Here is a 15,952-nt window from a genome sequence, read left to right as displayed (position 1 = left end):
TTGTTTAGGTATATACTAACATAAGTTGAATTTGTTTGTAAATAGACAAACAGATTTATCGTTATTAGATTAATTTCATCCGTTGCTTAAAATCGTCGCCTTTTTGTGTTAGGATTAACAACAATAGCGAATGAATTTGCTTAATTCAAAGGAGTGATACTATGGCAGACGTAAGCCAACGCTTCAATCACGAAGTGTACAATATAGCTGTTTCATTGATTCGTAAATTTGATGAACGGGTTTCTTCAATTCCTGATATTTTAAAGTTAACGTTAGGCGAGCCGGATTTCAACACACCGGAGCACGTGAAAAAATCGGGTGTCCAAGCAATCGAACAAAATTTCAGCCACTATTCTGGAATGGCAGGCTTAGCAGATGTTCGGCAAGCAGCCAGTCTCTTTTTGAAAAATAAATATCAGCTTGATTACGACTTTCAATCAGAAGTATTAGTGACGATCGGTGCAACGGAAGCAATCTCAGCTTCTTTATTAGCCACGTTAGAACCTGGTGATAAAGTGATTCTACCAGCACCAATTTATCCAGGCTATGAACCAGTCATCCATTTAGCTCATGCCAAACCGATTTATCTTGATACGACGGATAATGACTTTGTTTTAGCGCCAGAAGTTTTGGAAGCAGCCTTAAAAGAACATGGGGAGCAAGTCAAGGCAGTCATTTTAAATTATCCTAGCAATCCAACAGGGGTCGTTTATACCCGAGAACAAGTCAAAGCATTGGCAGAAGTTTTAGAAAAATACCCCGTTTTTGTTATTAGCGATGAAATTTATAGTGAGTTGACTTATGATGAAACCCACGTATCCATTGCTGAATACTTGCGGGATCAAACGATTGTAATCAACGGCTTGTCGAAATCACACGCGATGACTGGTTGGCGCGTCGGCTTCATTTTTGCACCAGCAGCGTTGACTGCTCAGATCATTAAGGTCCACCAATACTTAGTGACCGCGGCATCAACGATTTCTCAAAAAGCCGCAGTGCGGGCATTGATCGAAGGCATCAACGATGCAGAAGTCATGAAAGCCGATTACCGTGAACGCAGAGATTACTTGTTTGAAAAGATGACTGCCCTTGGTTTTGAAATGGCGAAGCCATCTGGTGCATTCTACATTTTTGCCAAAATACCAGCAGGTTTCAACCAAGATTCCATGGCTTTTTGTGTCGACTTAGCCGAAAAGAATCAATTAGCAATCATTCCAGGGATCGCCTTTGGTCCCGAAGCAGAAGGCTATGTTCGTTTAAGCTATGCGGCAAGTATGGAAAACTTGGTGGAAGCGATGGATCGCTTGACACGCTATATGCAAAGCAATTGATTCTACAAACGTTTCTTTCGTTCATAAGTGTTAGATAAAGTAAGCCCCCTCTGATGGATGCAGCGGGGGCTTTTTTAGGCAATCGACGAACTTTACAAAAGATTTACATCGCTTTATCGATTCTTTACATGAAATCCATCAAGGGTTTACACCGCCTTGCTAAACTAAGCATATAACGAAAGGAGATTTACTAAATGAAAAAATTGGGACTTTTATTTTTTGCAACTGGATTATTATTAGCTGGCTGTGGGAGCGGTGGCGCAAGCACTGAGAGCAGTCAAGCATCAGGCGGATCTTCATCAGGTGCCGCATCAAATGAAAATGTAGAAATTTTAGCTGTGGGCTCAACGGCATTGCAACCCTTGGTTGAAGCAGCAGGTGAAAGCTTCTCAGCAGACAATCCCAATTATACAATTACGGTTCAAGGTGGCGGTAGCGGAACTGGCTTAAGTCAAGTAGAAGCAGGCGCTGTGACGATCGGCAATTCCGATGTGTTTGCGGATGAAAAAGATGGTGTGGATGCTAGCAAATTAGTTGACCATAAAGTAGCCGTAGTTGGTATGGCACCAGTGGTAAATAAAGACGCAGGCGTTACGGACCTTAGCCAACAAGATTTAATCGATATTTTTACAGGCAAAGTGAAGAATTGGTCTGAACTAGGCGGAGCAGATCAAGAAATCTCTGTAATCAACCGCGCATCAGGCAGCGGTACGAGAGCGACCTTTGAAAAATGGGGCTTGGATGGTGCAGAGACGATCCAAACACAAGAGCAAGATTCTTCTGGAACAGTCCGTAAAATCGTTGCTGAAACACCAGGAGCAATCAGCTACCTTGCTTTATCCTATTTGGACGATTCGATCCAAGCGCTATCTCTTGATGGGGTAGAAGCGACTCCTGAAAATATTGCAGATAACAAATGGCCAATCTGGTCTTACGAGCATATGTACACGAACGGCGAGCCAGATGCAAACGTCAAAGCCTTTCTTGATTACATCATGACAGACGATGTCCAACAAGGAATCGTTATTGAATTAGGTTACTTGCCAATCACTGATATGAAAGTAGAACGCAGTGTAGACGGCGAAGTAACGAATGTTGAATAGTGAAATGACCGAAGAAGGAGAATGCTCCTTCTTTTTTTGTGTTTAAGCATTAAGAAGATGCTACTGGCTGGTGGTTCGTTTGGTAATGAAAAACAACTAAAAAACAACCGATAACAATTATTCACCTGTTATCGGCTGTTTTTTATTAATAATCATCTTTTTCATGAAGCGGCAAAGTCACCGTAAAGGTAGAACCAATTTTGGGGAAACTGTCAACCTTGATGCTGCCACCTAATAATTTGGTATAGTCTTTAACGATAGCCAGCCCAAGTCCAGTGCCGCCAGAATTGCGGGCGCGGGCTTTGTCCACCCGATAAAACCGCTCAAAAATCCGTTCCTGATCTTCTTCATCGATGCCGATGCCTTGATCCTGCACTTGAAATAACAGCTGGTCATCTTGCTCTGAATAGGATAATGTGATGACACCACCAGGTTTTGAATAGGTGACAGCATTTTCTACCAGATTTTTTACGATGGGCTGCAGCAGCTCTTTTTTGGTAGATAAAATGAAGGGTTCGGGTCCTTCAAATTGAAAGGTCAATTGCTTCTTAGCAGCTGCGGGACCATAGGTTTGAACGACTTGTTGCAGCAGCTCAGAAAAGTTGATCGGTTGGTCGACATACTGGAAAGAATCACTGTCTTGAGACAGTTGGATGATATCTTGTATTAGATTTTTCAAGCGATAAGCATCTTTTTGAATGATCTCTAAAAAGGTCTGCAATGTTTCTGGGTCTTCTTTGGCGCCGTCCAGCAGTGTTTCGGTAAACCCAATCAAGGAAGTTACCGGCGTTTTTAATTCATGGGAAACATTGCCGACAAAATCTTTTTGCATTTTTTCTAATTGTCGGATGCGCGTCAAGTCATAAGAAATACCAATCAACTGGTTTTCTTGGAAGCTTCGCAAGGTAACATCCAAGACTTTTGAACGTTCCCCGCTAAGGGTGGTTTCCGCATGGAAAATAGGGGTCTCGTCGTTAAATTGATAGATCAATTGGATCAGTTGTGTGTCATGAATCACTTCAGTGAAGGGCTGCGGCAAGGTTGGCGCAGTTTCCATCCCCAACTGTTCTTGCATCGTCGGATTCAACAGCAGCAGTTGATTTTCTTCATTAATGATAAAGACACCGATCATCAGTTCACTGAGCAAGCCGTACAGCTGTTGTTCAGATGCCGCATAGGCACGATAGGTCTGGCTCATTTGTTCGCTCAGCTGATTGATCAGTTGATACAACTCATCATGTTCAGGGGTTTCTTGCATAATGATTGCTTGTTGATCGGGCGAGGTGATCATTTTTTTTACGACGGGCAGAATCGTTTGGATTGGACGATTCCGCTGACGCAGCGTGTGAAAAATCAGCAGGCTGATCAAGAAACAAAAGACAAGATAGACAATCAAGATCGATTGCTTGATTCCTTGGTTTTTCGCAAAAAAAGCAGCAGTCGGTTCTGCGATCCGCAAGATTTGAGTTAAGTTTCCATCTTCTTTGACAGGAATCGCCACGTAAAGCAATTCTTCATGCAAGGTGTCGCTTTCCCGCAACGATTGACCAACGGCGCTTCCGCGCAAAACGGCTTGAACTTCTGGACGATCGGAGCGGTTTTCATGGAGGGTATGATCATAAGTATCGAAAATGATTTGGCCTTGATCATCTAACAAAGTGATGCGGCTATTGCTGTCTTGAACATAGGCATCGGCAAATTGTTCGAGCGCTGCGGTTTGGTTATCTGAGAGATTCAAAAACACAGCGGCTTTCTCTTTCAGAAAATCCACTTGCTGGGCGATGACTTGCTGACGGTAAAAACTGCTTAGAACTTGCCAACACAGGAAAAAAATCAGCAATAGACCGATTGACCATAAACCATAGCCATAGCGTTTTTTCATTGGGTCGGCTCCTGAAATTTATACCCAAATCCTCGAACGGTCACCAAGTATTCTGGACGCTTGGGATCAGCTTCCAATTTTTCTCTTAAATGACTGATGTGAACATCCACGATGCGACTTTGTCCATCAAAGTCAAAATTCCAAATACGATTGAGTAAGGTATCGCGATCGATCACGCGGCCTTTACGTTTCATAAAGTAAACCAGCAGCTCGAACTCTTTCGGGGTCAGGAAGATTTTCTCCCCATCCACACTGACCTGGAAATTGGTCAGATCGGCTTGAATTCCGCCGATTTGCAAGATTTCTGCAGGTTGATCTTCTTCTCGTGCTTGTTGACGAGGTTCTAAGCGACGGAAGATGGCCTTCATTCGAGCCAATACTTCTCGAGGGCTGAAGGGTTTCGTCAAGTAGTCGTCAGCCCCGATCTCTAAACCCAAAATCCGGTCGATCGGATCATCTTTTGCGGTCAAGACGAGGATCGGTGTCTCGATTTTTTCTTGCCGTAATTTCTTTGTGATTTCGATGCCGTCTAAATTCGGCAGCATGACATCCAAGATGATAAAGTCAAAAGGTTTTGACAACGCCAAGTCGAAGGCTTTTTGACCATCTGAGGCGGAAACGACTTGGTAGCCCTCTTTTTCTAAATTAAAGGTTAAAAGTGTGACGATTGAAGGTTCATCATCGACAACGAGTATTTTTTTCATGATAGACTCCTTTCGTTTCTTTTTTTCAAGAAACGATTAAATTTCAACGAACAAGTCCTATTTTAGCATGAATAGACAATTGGTACTATTGCAACCACTAAATAAATGCTATAATAAAGGACGATTTCATAGGAAAGCTGAGGGTGCTAAATGATTGGAATCAGTGCGTGTCTAGGCGGTGCCCTTTGCCGCTACGATGGAAAACATCAAGCAGTACCACAATTGATCGAACTTGTTCGTGCGGGTCAAGCAATGATGGTCTGTCCAGAAGTTCTTGGCGGCTTGCCGATTCCACGCGAACCGGCCGAAATCGTCGGTGGCGATGGGGTGGATGTTTGGGCGCAACGAGCGAAGGTCGTCACCATTTCAGGAGAAGACGTGACGGAACAATTTACTAAAGGCGCGAAAATTGCTTATCAAAAATTGCAAGAGCAAGGCATCACCCAACTGATCTTAAAAGAGAAAAGTCCCTCTTGTGGCAGTCAGACGATTTATGATGGCAATTTTTCTGGAATCAAAAAAACAGGGGTCGGTGTCGCTTGTGCCTATTTTCGACAACAAGGCATGACTGTTTTGTCCGATGTCGAATGGCTTGCAAAACAGGAGGAAGCAAATGGAAATTGAAAAGACCAATCGCATGAATGCGTTGTTTGAGTTTTATTCCACGTTATTGACGGAAAAACAGATGAATTACATGGAATTGTATTACGCAGATGATTTTTCTCTAGGAGAAATCGCTGAAGAGTATCAAGTTAGCCGTCAAGCAGTCTATGACAACATCAAACGCACCGAACGTATTTTAGAAGACTATGAAAAAAAACTACATATGTTTTCGGATTATATCATGCGGGAAGACTTGCTGGATCAGCTAAGCGAGTATACGAAAACCCACTATCCAAAAGACGAAACCTTACAGGGGTTTATTCAACAGCTCCAAGAAATTGAAGAATAAAGGAATGAAAAAAAATGGCATTTGAAAGTTTAACTGAACGCCTCCAGCAGGCAATGAGCAAACTGCGCAGAAAAGGAAAAGTATCTGAAGCAGATGTAAAAGAAATGATGCGTGAGATTCGTCTAGCTTTATTAGAAGCCGACGTCAATCTGCAAGTTGTAAAAGAGTTTACCAAAAATGTCCGTGAACGGGCAGTGGGAGTAGAAGTATTAGAAAGCCTATCTCCAGCGCAACAAATCGTTAAGATCGTTGATGAAGAATTAACCAAAACATTAGGATCAGAAACAGTTGGGATCGAAAAATCACCGAAGATCCCAACGATCATCATGATGGCTGGTTTGCAAGGGGCAGGGAAAACCACCTTTGCTGGGAAATTAGCCAACCATTTGATCAAAACCGAAAACGCACGTCCATTAATGATCGCTGGTGACGTGTACCGACCAGCTGCGATCGACCAGTTGAAAGTATTAGGGCAGCAATTGGATGTACCTGTTTTTGATATGGGAACTGATGTCAGCCCAGTTGAAATCGTCCGCCAAGGATTGGCTTTGGCTCGGGAAAAGAAAAATGACTACGTTTTGATCGATACGGCGGGTCGTTTGCATATCGACGAAAACTTGATGGAAGAGCTAAAACAAATCAAGGACTTGGCACAGCCAAATGAAATTTTACTGGTAGTAGATGCGATGACAGGACAAGATGCTGTCAACGTGGCGGAAAGCTTCAATCAACAACTGGGGATCACAGGGGTAGTCATCACCAAGCTAGATGGCGATACTCGTGGCGGGGCGGCATTGTCGATTCGTCAAGTTACGGGCGCTCCAATCAAGTTCACTGGTACCGGTGAAAAATTGACCGACCTTGAAGTATTCCATCCAGATCGGATGTCTAGTCGGATTCTCGGTATGGGTGATATGCTGACTTTGATCGAAAAAGCACAGCAAGATTACGACGAGAAAAAAGCAGAAGAACTTGCTCAAAAAATGAAGGAAAACTCCTTCGACTTCAATGACTTTGTCGAACAGATCGATCAAGTTATGGGCATGGGCCCAATTGAAGATCTCTTAAAAATGATTCCGGGAATGAGTCAAATGCCTGGTATCGAAAATGTCAAAGTTGATCCGAAACAAATTGCTCGACAAAAAGCCATGGTTTATTCTATGACACCAGCTGAACGGGAAAATCCTGATTTGTTAAATCCAAGCCGTCGCCGCCGTATTGCTGCTGGTTCTGGAAACAGTGTCGTCGAAGTCAACCGTATGATCAAACAATTCAAAGAATCTCGCAAAATGATGCAGCAAATGAGTAAAGGGAATATGAACATTCCTGGCATGGATCAAATGTTTGGCGGTGGGGTCAAAGGGAAACTTGGAAAAATGGCCATGAACCGCATGGTCAAGAAACAAAAGAAGAAAAAGAAAAAACGCAAATAATCGTTTAACACTGATAGGAACTGAGAACTGAACCTTATCTTCGTGTAATTAAAAAAACATGATCTGAAAAGGCACCAAATCGAGAAGCTGTACCTGCTGATTCTAGCAACTGCAGCGCCTCAGATTGCCTTCTTCAGGTCATGCTTTTTTATGCTCACAGCGTCCTCTTTAAATGAACTCCTTCAAAGAACATCAAATAGAACATCTAAAGAACATCCTTTTTTATAGAGAAAGCCAGCTTTCTACCGAATATCTCAAATCGTCCAAGAGTCAAAAATAGCGATCAACTATCGTTGCGGACAACTCTAAGAATAGGATGGAAGCAGAACATTCGTGCTTTCTGTTAAATGGTGCTACTATTAATTTATAGCAAGTATGAAAGGAGTTTTTTACGATGACAAACAAAGATCGCATTGAAGGAAAAGTAACCGAAACAAAAGGGAAACTTACAGGAGATGACTCCGAAGAATTAAAAGGCAAAACCCAAAATAAATATGGGAAAGCCAAAGATAAGGTTGAAGATTTTGCGGATGATGTTTCTCGTAAAGTAAATGACTTCTTTGACAAAAAAGACGACGACAAACCTAGACATTAAACTTAAAAGCATCCCTGCAACAAGAACATGTTGCAGGGATGCTTTTTTATATTCCACTGATTTGTTTGTTTTTTCGTTTGTACCACCAATTCATCAGCGCTTTAGGATAGACAAGCAGCAAACTGATGAATAAGCAGGCAACCAGTAATAAACCGAGCCGAAGGGCAATGTTCCAAAGACTGACATCATACCCCTCATAAAGATTACGGTAAAAAATTTCTAGTGGGTAATAAGAAATCATGGATAAATAGAACCAGGTTCCCAAAGAAAGCAGCCAATAAACTGGTGCGCGCAATTTAGGGATCGTTATATAATCACCGTCATTTTCTAAAGAGATTTTCGAGAACACTTTTTCGGCAGCCAGAATCAGCAAGCCGCTCAAGCCGAGGTAAAGGAGCAGCAGCCACCAAGGGTAGACATATCCTTGCGGCCAATCGATCCAGGTTTGAAAAGGAATCAGAAAATCCCCATGACCAAGAAACACAAAACTAAAAAACTCGCGGGTACATTGGAAAAAGCTATATCCCATTGATCCTAGCGAAATAGTGAAGAAGACCGAGAGCACGCCAGTAAACAGATTCCCCAGCAAAACGCCTAACAAGAGACCTGCAGCAAATACTAGCAGATTCGTTGCCAAGGTACTAAGGGCAGAAAGCAGCACGTCTTGAAGCGGCACAGCGAGATAGCGAGCTGGGATCATCGTGTATTCGATCAGGATATGACCTAACAGACCCAACACTAAACAAGCGGTCAAGGGTAAGCCGATAAAAAGCAGTTTCTTGTGAAAGACGTGCTTTCTGCTAAAGGGTAAAGCAAATAAAAAGCGATTGAAATTGGTGCGGCCATCGACAAAAAAGGACAAGAAGCCCCAAATAAACAGGAAGACAATCACAAATTGATTCATGGTGGTCATATAAGGGTGATTGTAATAAATCTCATCAGGGGACTCATTGCTGATCGTCAATACCGCATCGCGGTACTCTGTTGCCGAATCAAAGTAAACCGGGGTTTCACCCTTGTAGCTTTTGACATAGTACTCTCGATTTTCGTTGAAATCTTTGATAAATTCTTCAGATGTCAAATAGCGTTCTTGCTGATGCCAGGCTTTTTGTGATTGCCAGCCATCACCAAGATACATTAAGAGTAAGACAAAACAAAAGCCGATCAGCAGCTTGCCGTAGCGTTCTTTAAATATATTGCTTAACATCGTTTTCCACCTCTATCCTTCCACTAATGCCTCTTGTCGTAAATTTGCTTCAAACAGATCTTCCAAGGTCAAGGGCAATTCTTCGAAAACCAAAGGGTCAAGCTGCTGGATCTCAGCCGCCAGCTCTTTTGTGTAATTGTCAAACAAAGCGGTCAAGACTCGACCTTGTTTTTGAATCAGCTTGGAGCGCTGCTTGATAAGGGGAGGAATCTGCTTGCTGCGAAAGACGAGTTGAAGTTTGCGAGATTGTTCGCGAATCGTTTCCAAACGGTAGTCTCCTTCAATCGTTTTCCCTTTGATCAACAAGGCACGATCAATAATATGCTCTAATTCATTTAGATTATGGGAAGCGATCAATGCGGTACGATTCGACTCGCTGAGGCTTTCCAGCAATAGTCCGATCACTTTTTTACGGACGATCACATCAAGCCCATCAAAAGGTTCGTCTAACAGTAAGAACGTCGCATTTGAAGCGATCGCTAGAATCATCTTATAAAGACCTTGCATTCCTTTTGACATTCGCCGGTAAGAAAGCGTTAGCGGCAGACCATGGCTTTGCATCAATTCTAAATAAAGATTTTGATCAAAATTCGGATAAGCAAGCCGATAAAATTGATTGATTTTTTTTAACGAGTAGGCAGCCAGAAAGTTTTCTTTTTCATCGATATAAAAAAGCTGTTCTTTTAATTCCGGGTGCTGATCCAGGCGTTGGTTATCGATCGAAATCTCGCCATCATCTAGTAAATAATGTCCAGCGACCGTCCGAAACAGCGTGGTTTTCCCAGAACCATTGCGGCCGATCAATCCTACGAGTTCTCCTTTTTCCAAAGAGAAGTTCACGTTTTCTAAGATAATTGTTTGTTCCATTTTCTTGGTCACATGTTCGATCTTCACTGTGGATCGCCTCCTAACTCTTGTTCAAAGCCATTCATCCAATCGCTCAGCTCGCGCATGCTGATCTGTAGATGGCGTGCTTCGATCACCAATTCTTTCAAACGTTCTTTCACTTGTAAGATCCGAATCTCATCGCGTGGCAGATCCTCAGTAACTTTCACAAAGGTGCCTTTTCCTTTGATGGTGACAAGCACTTGCTCATTTTCCAATACTTTGTAGGCTTTGCTGACGGTATTTGGATTCATCAACAGGTGCTTGGCCATTTCACGAACCGAAGGCACTTGGTCTCCAGCGGTTAGAACACCGTTCAGAATATCTTCTTTGATACTTAAAACCAATTGCTCATAGTAAGGTTTGCTGCTGGCTTTGTTAATGCGAACCACAAAATCAGCTCCTTTCATTTATGTGTACTAGTATACGTAGTACACTAGTGGAAGTAAAGTCTTTTATGATAAAATAAACAAAAAGGAGCTGATGAGGACAATGGAACGATGTGAGTGGGCCAACAGTACACCAGCGATGCAGGAGTATCATGATACAATCTGGGGGAAACCTGAGTATGAGGATCAGCAGTTGTTTCGAAAATTGGTGTTAGATATGAATCAAGCAGGGTTGAGCTGGCAAACGATTTTAAATAAAATGGCGAATTTTGATGTGGCATATGATCAGTTTGAAATCATCAAAGTAGCGAACTATACGGAAGAAAAAGTGGAAGAACTGATGATGAATCCAGGAATCATCCGCAATCGGCGAAAGATTGAAGCGGCGATCAGTAATGCCCAAGAAGTTTTAAAAATCCAGCAAGAATATGGTAGTTTCTCCGCATTCTTGTGGCGATATGTCGATCATCAGCCGATCATTAATGAATTTGAGCAGCAATCCGATGTACCGACCCATTCGGAAATCTCTGATCAGCTAGCGAAAGATTTGAAAAAGCGAGGGTTTAAATTTGTCGGAACGACCATTATTTACGCCTTTATGGAAGCTGTCGGCATGGTCAACGACCATTTAGTCACTTGTGTTTGTCGAACATCAGCAGCAAACAAAGAATAAAGGAGCGAGCATAATGGGAAAAGTGATATTCTATGGTGCGATCAGCCTCGATGGTTATTTAGCAGGTCTGAAGGATCAACTGGACTGGCTGTTTCAAACCGATACCGGTGTCGCCACGACTTATGAAGCATTTTTTGCAACCATCGATGCGACAGTGATGGGGAGAAAGACCTATCAAGAAGCAAAAAAACTTATGGATGGTGGACTGTTGTATCCCGAAACGACAAACTATGTTTTTTCCCGAACACAAAAAGAACCGTTGCCAGATGCAATGCTAGTGTCAACGGATCCAGTGGCATTTGTTTCAGCATTAAAACAAGAGGAAAACGTATGGGTAGTAGGGGGAGGTTCCTTACTAAAACCATTGCTGGAAGCTGATTTGATCGATGAATGGTTTATTCAAATCGCGCCGGTGTTTTTAGGAGAAGGCAAGCGACTGTTTGAACCGGGGGATTACTCGAGACGCTTGACGTTTGTTGAAACAAAACAGATGGGGGAACTGACAGAACTCCATTTTGTCCGAAAGTCTGTGTCAGGCAGCGAGTAAAAAGCGCAAACGATTATTCTTCACAGTAAAAAAGACCAAGAAATGAAGCGACCCCCAAAAGTTAGACCAAAAATCTAACTTTTGGGGGTCGTTATTTGTATGGCAAAATATCCTTTTGAATTAAAACTAAAAATCGTTAAAGAATATCTTAGTGGCGTGGGCGGATATCGGTATCTTGCCAACAAATACGGTATTTCAAGCAAGTCTCAAGTAAGTAATTGGGTGAATGCCTATCGTGAATACGGAGAGGAAGGTCTATTGAGAAAACATCAAAATCAGAAATATTCTGTTCAATTTAAGTTAAATGCGCTAGAGTTATATCAAACAAGTGAGATGTCCTACCGAGAAGTTGCTAGCACTTTAGAAATGAACAACCCTGCGCTTATTGCCAATTGGATGCGTAGTTTCAGAGAAGCAGGTATTGAGGGGCTCTCAAAAGAGAAAGGGCGACCACTTACTTTGACTAGAAAAAAAGAAAACAAAAAAGAAAATACAACAACTAAAGAACGCGATCGTATCAAGGCATTAGAAAAGCAAGTCCGATCCCTTCAAATTGAGAATGCCTTTTTAAAAGAGTTGAGGAAGCTGCGAAAACAGGAAGCCCAGCAAAGACGCAAGAATCAATCGCACGAATCATCGCCAGCCTCCGAGGATCATTCAAACTAGTTGAGCTTCTTGAAACATTGAAATTTCCTAAAGCAACCTATATGTATTGGCAGAAACGGTTTGACAGACCAAACCCAGACCAAGAAATTGAAGAAAAAATGCTTGAAATTCGCAAAGATCATAAAGATTATGGCTGTCTGCGACTAAAAAAAGAATTAGAGAATCAAGGGATTCATGTCAATAAAAAGAAGATTCAACGTCTGATAAAAAAACTAGGTATCGAAGTAAAGTCTTACACTCGAAAATCTCGACGGTACAATTCTTATCGTGGGAAGGTTGGCACTGTCGCCAAAAATCGTATTCATCGTCGGTTTTATACAAATATCTGTCACCAAAAAATTACAACTGATACCACAGAGTTTAAGTATTATGAAGTAGACACCACAGGTGTCGTTCGTCAGAAAAAGCTGTATTTAGATCCTTTCATGGATTTCTACAATAGTGAAATTCTATCTTATCGGATTTCTGAAAAACCAAACGCACTAGCCATAATGGAAGGATTAGAAGAAGCAATCCAGATGACAAATGATTGTCCATTTCGTAGAACCTTCCATTCAGATCAAGGATGGGCCTATCAAATGAATGCTTATAAGAATAAATTGAAGCAGCATAAAATCTTCCAGAGTATGTCTCGTAAAGGGAATTGTTTAGATAACTCACCTATGGAAAACTTCTTTGGTTTATTAAAGCAAGAGATTTTTCATGGAGAAGTCTATCGGAGTTTAGATGAATTGAAAACAAAAATTGACCAATATATCTATTATTACAACCATAAACGCATCAAAAAGAAATTAAATTGGCGAAGTCCGGTTCAGTTTCGAGAAGCTGTAAAAACAGCTGTCTAACAGTTAATTTTATCGTACAAAAAAGGAGTGGATTTCTCCACTCCATAAAAGTCTAACTTTTTGGGGTCACTACAAAACTCAGTGCCGAGTTTCTTGGTCTTTTTGTATGGAATCTTCATTAGTTGAATCGTTGAAAGAATTCAATATATTTTGCAAGGATCGTTTCGAAGAAGCTTACTGTATCTGGATTGATTTCATTGTTTTCATCGATCAAGTTTGTGATACCGCCAATGTAGGCTTCTGGTTGTTGCAGAGTAGGCATATCCAAAAAGACTAATGATTGACGCAAATGATGGTTCGCACCAAATCCAGCGATCGCTCCTGGAGAAACGCTGACGACTAAGGCTGGTTTGCCGCCCCAACTGCTCGCACCGTAAGGACGAGAACCAACATCTAAAGCATTTTTCAAGGCTGCAGGAACAGAGCGGTTGTATTCTGGTGTAAAGAAGAAGACACCATCAACGGCGCTTAATGCTTCACGAAATGCTGTCCATTCAGCAGGAACTTTTCCTTCAACTTCCAAATCTTCATTGTAAAAAGGCAAGTTGCCGATCTCGATGAAAGATGCTTCAAAACCTTCTGGTAATAGTGATGCGAATTTTTTCGCTACGAGTTTATTGTAAGAACCTTCCCGCAAGCTGCCGACGATAAAACCGATTTTTTTTGTCATGTAAAATTCCTCCTTGTTGTTTTCTACTCATTCAGCTTACCAAAAGTAAGTGAATGGTGCAAATAAAACGATTTGGCCTTAAAAAGGTTTCTCTAGTATTCATGATACGCGTCCAAATTCATTCTGGCAAAAGATAACCATGCTGAAAAAACAGGAAAGAAAAACTTTTTTCAGCTGTAAAGAAAAAACTCTTTACACCATCAGAAAAACCTGTTAAACTAGCTCTTGTGATTAAATCAATGGAGGTGTAAATAATGGCAGTAAAAATTCGTTTAAAACGCATGGGTTCTAAAAAGAAACCTTTTTACCGTATCGTCGTAGCAGATTCACGTTCTCCTCGTGACGGACGTTTCATCGAAACAGTTGGTACTTACAATCCTTTACTAGACCCAGCTGAAGTAACAATCAAAGAAGATCTAGTTCTTGATTGGTTATCTAAAGGTGCGCAACCTTCAGATACAGTTCGTAACATCCTTTCTAAAGAAGGCGTTATGAAAAAACACCACGAAGCAAAATTCACTAAGAAATAAGGTGACTTTGGATGAAAGATTTGCAAGAATTAGTCTTAACGATCGTTTCACCACTTGTTACCAAACCTGAGGATATCAAGCTTGAGCTGGTAGAGTCAGATGATTTCTTGGAATATAATCTTACTGTGGCACCAGAAGATATTGGTCGTATCATCGGTAAACAAGGTCGGGTTGCCAAAGCAATTCGAACGATCGTTTACAGTGTACGGACAAATGGACCGAAAAAAGTTCGTTTGAATATCATTGATGGTAAATAAGCAAGAGTGTAAAGCATTTCTCAAAGAGAAATGCTTTTTTTTGTAAAATTCATGCTTAAGATGGAGGACAAAAAAGGATGGTTTTGAGATAATCAAAAATGAGGAGGTGCTTGTATGTCTCAACTAATCGCATGGATCGTCGTTCTTTTGATTCTCGTCTTTATTTATAAAATCGGTTCTTTTCTTTGGCGAACGCTAGGGATCTTGCTACTACTTTTTTTGATTTGGGTCTATCGTGAGGAGATCATGACCCAATTGAACCAATGGACACAAAACTTTCGTTGGGGCGACCTATCGACGATCGCCAATCAAGTTTGGCAATGGATCAAGGACGGCTTCCAATCACTGCAAAATTGGGTCACTAATCTTTAAAAAATCGACAAAAAAATGACAGACAATCTGACTTGTTTGTCATTTTTTTTATTGAGGGGTATCCTTTGTATAAGGAGGGGAACATCATGAAAAAAGAACTAGGATTATTTGTTACACTGCTAACGATCGGAACCTTGGCTGGCTGTACTAATCAAAAAGACCAAGAAACCAGTCAAGCCAGTACAGCTGAAACAACAGCAACGACTATGGTGGAAAGTACCCAAACACAAAAAAGTAGTCAGTCAGAAAACAGTCAATCAACTGCATCGACTAGTCAGGCGGTTTCTGAGGATTCTTCAAATACGAGTAGCACCACAGACATCTATAGCCAAATACAAGCGGTATTCCCTGATCTTGTCTTGCCAAAGGACGTTCCGCTTGCTTCGGGTAAAGTGTTGAATGCGGCCACAGCTGGCAGTCAATCCGATGCCTCGATTCTTTATTATGGACTTGATCAGCAATTGTCTCTCAATGACAAGGCTTTGAACGAAGAAACACCGCTTGCTGCTTTTCAATCAAAAGAGTATCAATCAGCGGATGAAGCGGCTGCAGCGGTCAATGTAACAGCGGATGATGGCGGACAAGCCGTCGATCTCGGATATGGGGTTACTGGGCATATGCAAGGAGCTGCTGGCTCCAGTTATTTGAGTTGGCAAGAAGGAAATTGGTCATTGACTGTTCGAGCAGTCAACCAAGAGGAACAAGATCCTGTGCCGGTTGCCAAAGAAGTGGTAGCGTATCTAGAAGAAGCCATGCTTCCAGCACCTGAGGTCGGTCAAATCACTATCGATATGGGAAAAAATGACCATACAGCAACTACCGTGGTCTGGCAACAAGAAAAGATGCTTCGAACGGTGCAACATCAAGATGCACGTTCAGCATTGGAAATGGCCGTTTCAATGAATCAATAA

General features: G+C 41.7%; 20 protein-coding genes. 14 read left to right on the top strand and 6 right to left on the bottom strand.

The window, feature by feature from the left end; all coding sequences use genetic code 11:
* Positions 1 to 161: 161 nt before the first annotated feature.
* Both IGI77_RS13050 and IGI77_RS13045 read left to right on the top strand, forming a co-directional pair.
* Positions 162 to 1,331 (top strand): pyridoxal phosphate-dependent aminotransferase, encoded by a 1,170-nt coding sequence (locus IGI77_RS13050; protein WP_081116389.1) that lies wholly within the window; start codon positions 162 to 164, stop codon positions 1,329 to 1,331.
* Positions 1,332 to 1,525: 194 nt separating this feature from the next.
* Positions 1,526 to 2,434 (top strand): phosphate ABC transporter substrate-binding protein PstS family protein, encoded by a 909-nt coding sequence (locus IGI77_RS13045; RefSeq protein WP_016608721.1) that lies wholly within the window; start codon positions 1,526 to 1,528, stop codon positions 2,432 to 2,434.
* 145 nt (positions 2,435 to 2,579) lie between these two features.
* Here IGI77_RS13045 and pnpS read toward each other — a convergent pair whose 3' ends face one another.
* Positions 2,580 to 4,316, bottom strand: a complete 1,737-nt coding sequence (pnpS, locus tag IGI77_RS13040; protein ID WP_438770195.1) for a two-component system histidine kinase PnpS — start codon at positions 4,314 to 4,316, stop codon at positions 2,580 to 2,582.
* A complete protein-coding gene (locus IGI77_RS13035; RefSeq protein WP_005228895.1) occupies positions 4,313 to 5,020 on the bottom strand; it encodes a response regulator transcription factor in 708 nt (235 codons plus the stop codon). Before IGI77_RS13035 ends, pnpS begins: the two co-directional genes overlap by 4 nt.
* 150 nt (positions 5,021 to 5,170) lie before the next feature.
* Here IGI77_RS13035 and IGI77_RS13030 point away from each other — a divergent pair, with 150 nt between their 5' ends.
* From IGI77_RS13030 to IGI77_RS13015, 4 genes are all read left to right on the top strand, one after another.
* Positions 5,171 to 5,644, top strand: a complete 474-nt coding sequence (locus tag IGI77_RS13030; protein ID WP_016608717.1) for a DUF523 domain-containing protein — start codon at positions 5,171 to 5,173, stop codon at positions 5,642 to 5,644.
* Positions 5,634 to 5,972: a putative DNA-binding protein gene (locus IGI77_RS13025; protein WP_005228897.1), complete on the top strand. Its 339-nt coding sequence runs from the start codon at positions 5,634 to 5,636 to the stop codon at positions 5,970 to 5,972. Before IGI77_RS13030 ends, IGI77_RS13025 begins: the two co-directional genes overlap by 11 nt.
* A gap of 14 nt (positions 5,973 to 5,986) precedes the next feature.
* Complete coding sequence (ffh, locus tag IGI77_RS13020) at positions 5,987 to 7,405, top strand: signal recognition particle protein (protein WP_005228902.1); 1,419 nt, start codon at positions 5,987 to 5,989, stop codon at positions 7,403 to 7,405.
* Between the two features lie 394 nt (positions 7,406 to 7,799).
* A complete protein-coding gene (locus IGI77_RS13015) occupies positions 7,800 to 8,000 on the top strand; it encodes a CsbD family protein (protein WP_005228904.1) in 201 nt (66 codons plus the stop codon).
* Between the two features lie 46 nt (positions 8,001 to 8,046).
* On the opposite strand, the gene IGI77_RS13010 is transcribed toward IGI77_RS13015, so the two are convergent.
* The 3 genes from IGI77_RS13010 to IGI77_RS13000 are packed head-to-tail and all read right to left on the bottom strand — an operon-like array spanning position 8,047 to position 10,484.
* Positions 8,047 to 9,207, bottom strand: a complete 1,161-nt coding sequence (locus IGI77_RS13010) for an ABC transporter permease (RefSeq protein WP_159160855.1) — start codon at positions 9,205 to 9,207, stop codon at positions 8,047 to 8,049.
* Between the two features lie 12 nt (positions 9,208 to 9,219).
* The gene (locus tag IGI77_RS13005) at positions 9,220 to 10,101 is read right to left on the bottom strand and encodes an ATP-binding cassette domain-containing protein (RefSeq protein WP_015510136.1); all 882 of its coding nucleotides are present in this window, start codon (positions 10,099 to 10,101) and stop codon (positions 9,220 to 9,222) included.
* Positions 10,098 to 10,484 (bottom strand): GntR family transcriptional regulator, encoded by a 387-nt coding sequence (locus IGI77_RS13000; RefSeq protein ID WP_005228910.1) that lies wholly within the window; start codon positions 10,482 to 10,484, stop codon positions 10,098 to 10,100. The genes IGI77_RS13005 and IGI77_RS13000 overlap by 4 nt, the downstream gene beginning before the upstream one ends.
* 100 nt (positions 10,485 to 10,584) lie before the next feature.
* Between IGI77_RS13000 and IGI77_RS12995 the strand changes: the two genes are divergently transcribed.
* The 4 genes from IGI77_RS12995 (at position 10,585) to IGI77_RS12980 (ending at position 13,212) form a co-directional block, all read left to right on the top strand.
* Positions 10,585 to 11,154 (top strand): DNA-3-methyladenine glycosylase I, encoded by a 570-nt coding sequence (locus tag IGI77_RS12995; RefSeq protein WP_034858902.1) that lies wholly within the window; start codon positions 10,585 to 10,587, stop codon positions 11,152 to 11,154.
* Positions 11,155 to 11,167: 13 nt separating this feature from the next.
* Positions 11,168 to 11,701 carry a dihydrofolate reductase family protein gene (locus IGI77_RS12990; RefSeq protein ID WP_275854125.1) on the top strand — a complete coding sequence of 178 codons (534 nt, stop codon included), beginning with the start codon at positions 11,168 to 11,170 and terminating at the stop codon, positions 11,699 to 11,701.
* Positions 11,702 to 11,800: 99 nt separating this feature from the next.
* Positions 11,801 to 12,367, top strand: a complete 567-nt coding sequence (locus IGI77_RS12985; protein WP_438770149.1) for a transposase — start codon at positions 11,801 to 11,803, stop codon at positions 12,365 to 12,367.
* A complete protein-coding gene (locus tag IGI77_RS12980; protein WP_368408275.1) occupies positions 12,325 to 13,212 on the top strand; it encodes an IS3 family transposase in 888 nt (295 codons plus the stop codon). Before IGI77_RS12985 ends, IGI77_RS12980 begins: the two co-directional genes overlap by 43 nt.
* A gap of 118 nt (positions 13,213 to 13,330) precedes the next feature.
* On the opposite strand, the gene IGI77_RS12975 is transcribed toward IGI77_RS12980, so the two are convergent.
* A complete protein-coding gene (locus IGI77_RS12975; RefSeq protein WP_005228916.1) occupies positions 13,331 to 13,882 on the bottom strand; it encodes an NADPH-dependent FMN reductase in 552 nt (183 codons plus the stop codon).
* A 254-nt stretch (positions 13,883 to 14,136) separates the two neighbouring features.
* On the opposite strand from IGI77_RS12975, the gene rpsP reads away from it, so the two are divergent.
* The 4 genes from rpsP (at position 14,137) to IGI77_RS12955 (ending at position 15,952) form a co-directional block, all read left to right on the top strand.
* A complete protein-coding gene (gene rpsP, locus IGI77_RS12970; RefSeq protein WP_005228917.1) occupies positions 14,137 to 14,412 on the top strand; it encodes a 30S ribosomal protein S16 in 276 nt (91 codons plus the stop codon).
* A gap of 11 nt (positions 14,413 to 14,423) precedes the next feature.
* Positions 14,424 to 14,669 (top strand): KH domain-containing protein, encoded by a 246-nt coding sequence (locus IGI77_RS12965; protein WP_005228918.1) that lies wholly within the window; start codon positions 14,424 to 14,426, stop codon positions 14,667 to 14,669.
* A 114-nt stretch (positions 14,670 to 14,783) separates the two neighbouring features.
* A complete protein-coding gene (locus tag IGI77_RS12960) occupies positions 14,784 to 15,041 on the top strand; it encodes a hypothetical protein (protein ID WP_005228919.1) in 258 nt (85 codons plus the stop codon).
* 86 nt (positions 15,042 to 15,127) lie between these two features.
* A complete protein-coding gene (locus IGI77_RS12955) occupies positions 15,128 to 15,952 on the top strand; it encodes a hypothetical protein (RefSeq protein WP_438770194.1) in 825 nt (274 codons plus the stop codon).

The sequence above is a fragment of the Enterococcus sp. DIV0213h genome (genome assembly GCF_051711285.1).
Classification (GTDB): domain Bacteria; phylum Bacillota; class Bacilli; order Lactobacillales; family Enterococcaceae; genus Enterococcus_D; species Enterococcus_D casseliflavus.
The sequence above is the reverse complement of the archived record's forward strand: the minus strand, read 5'-3'. Positions and strand labels throughout refer to the sequence as shown.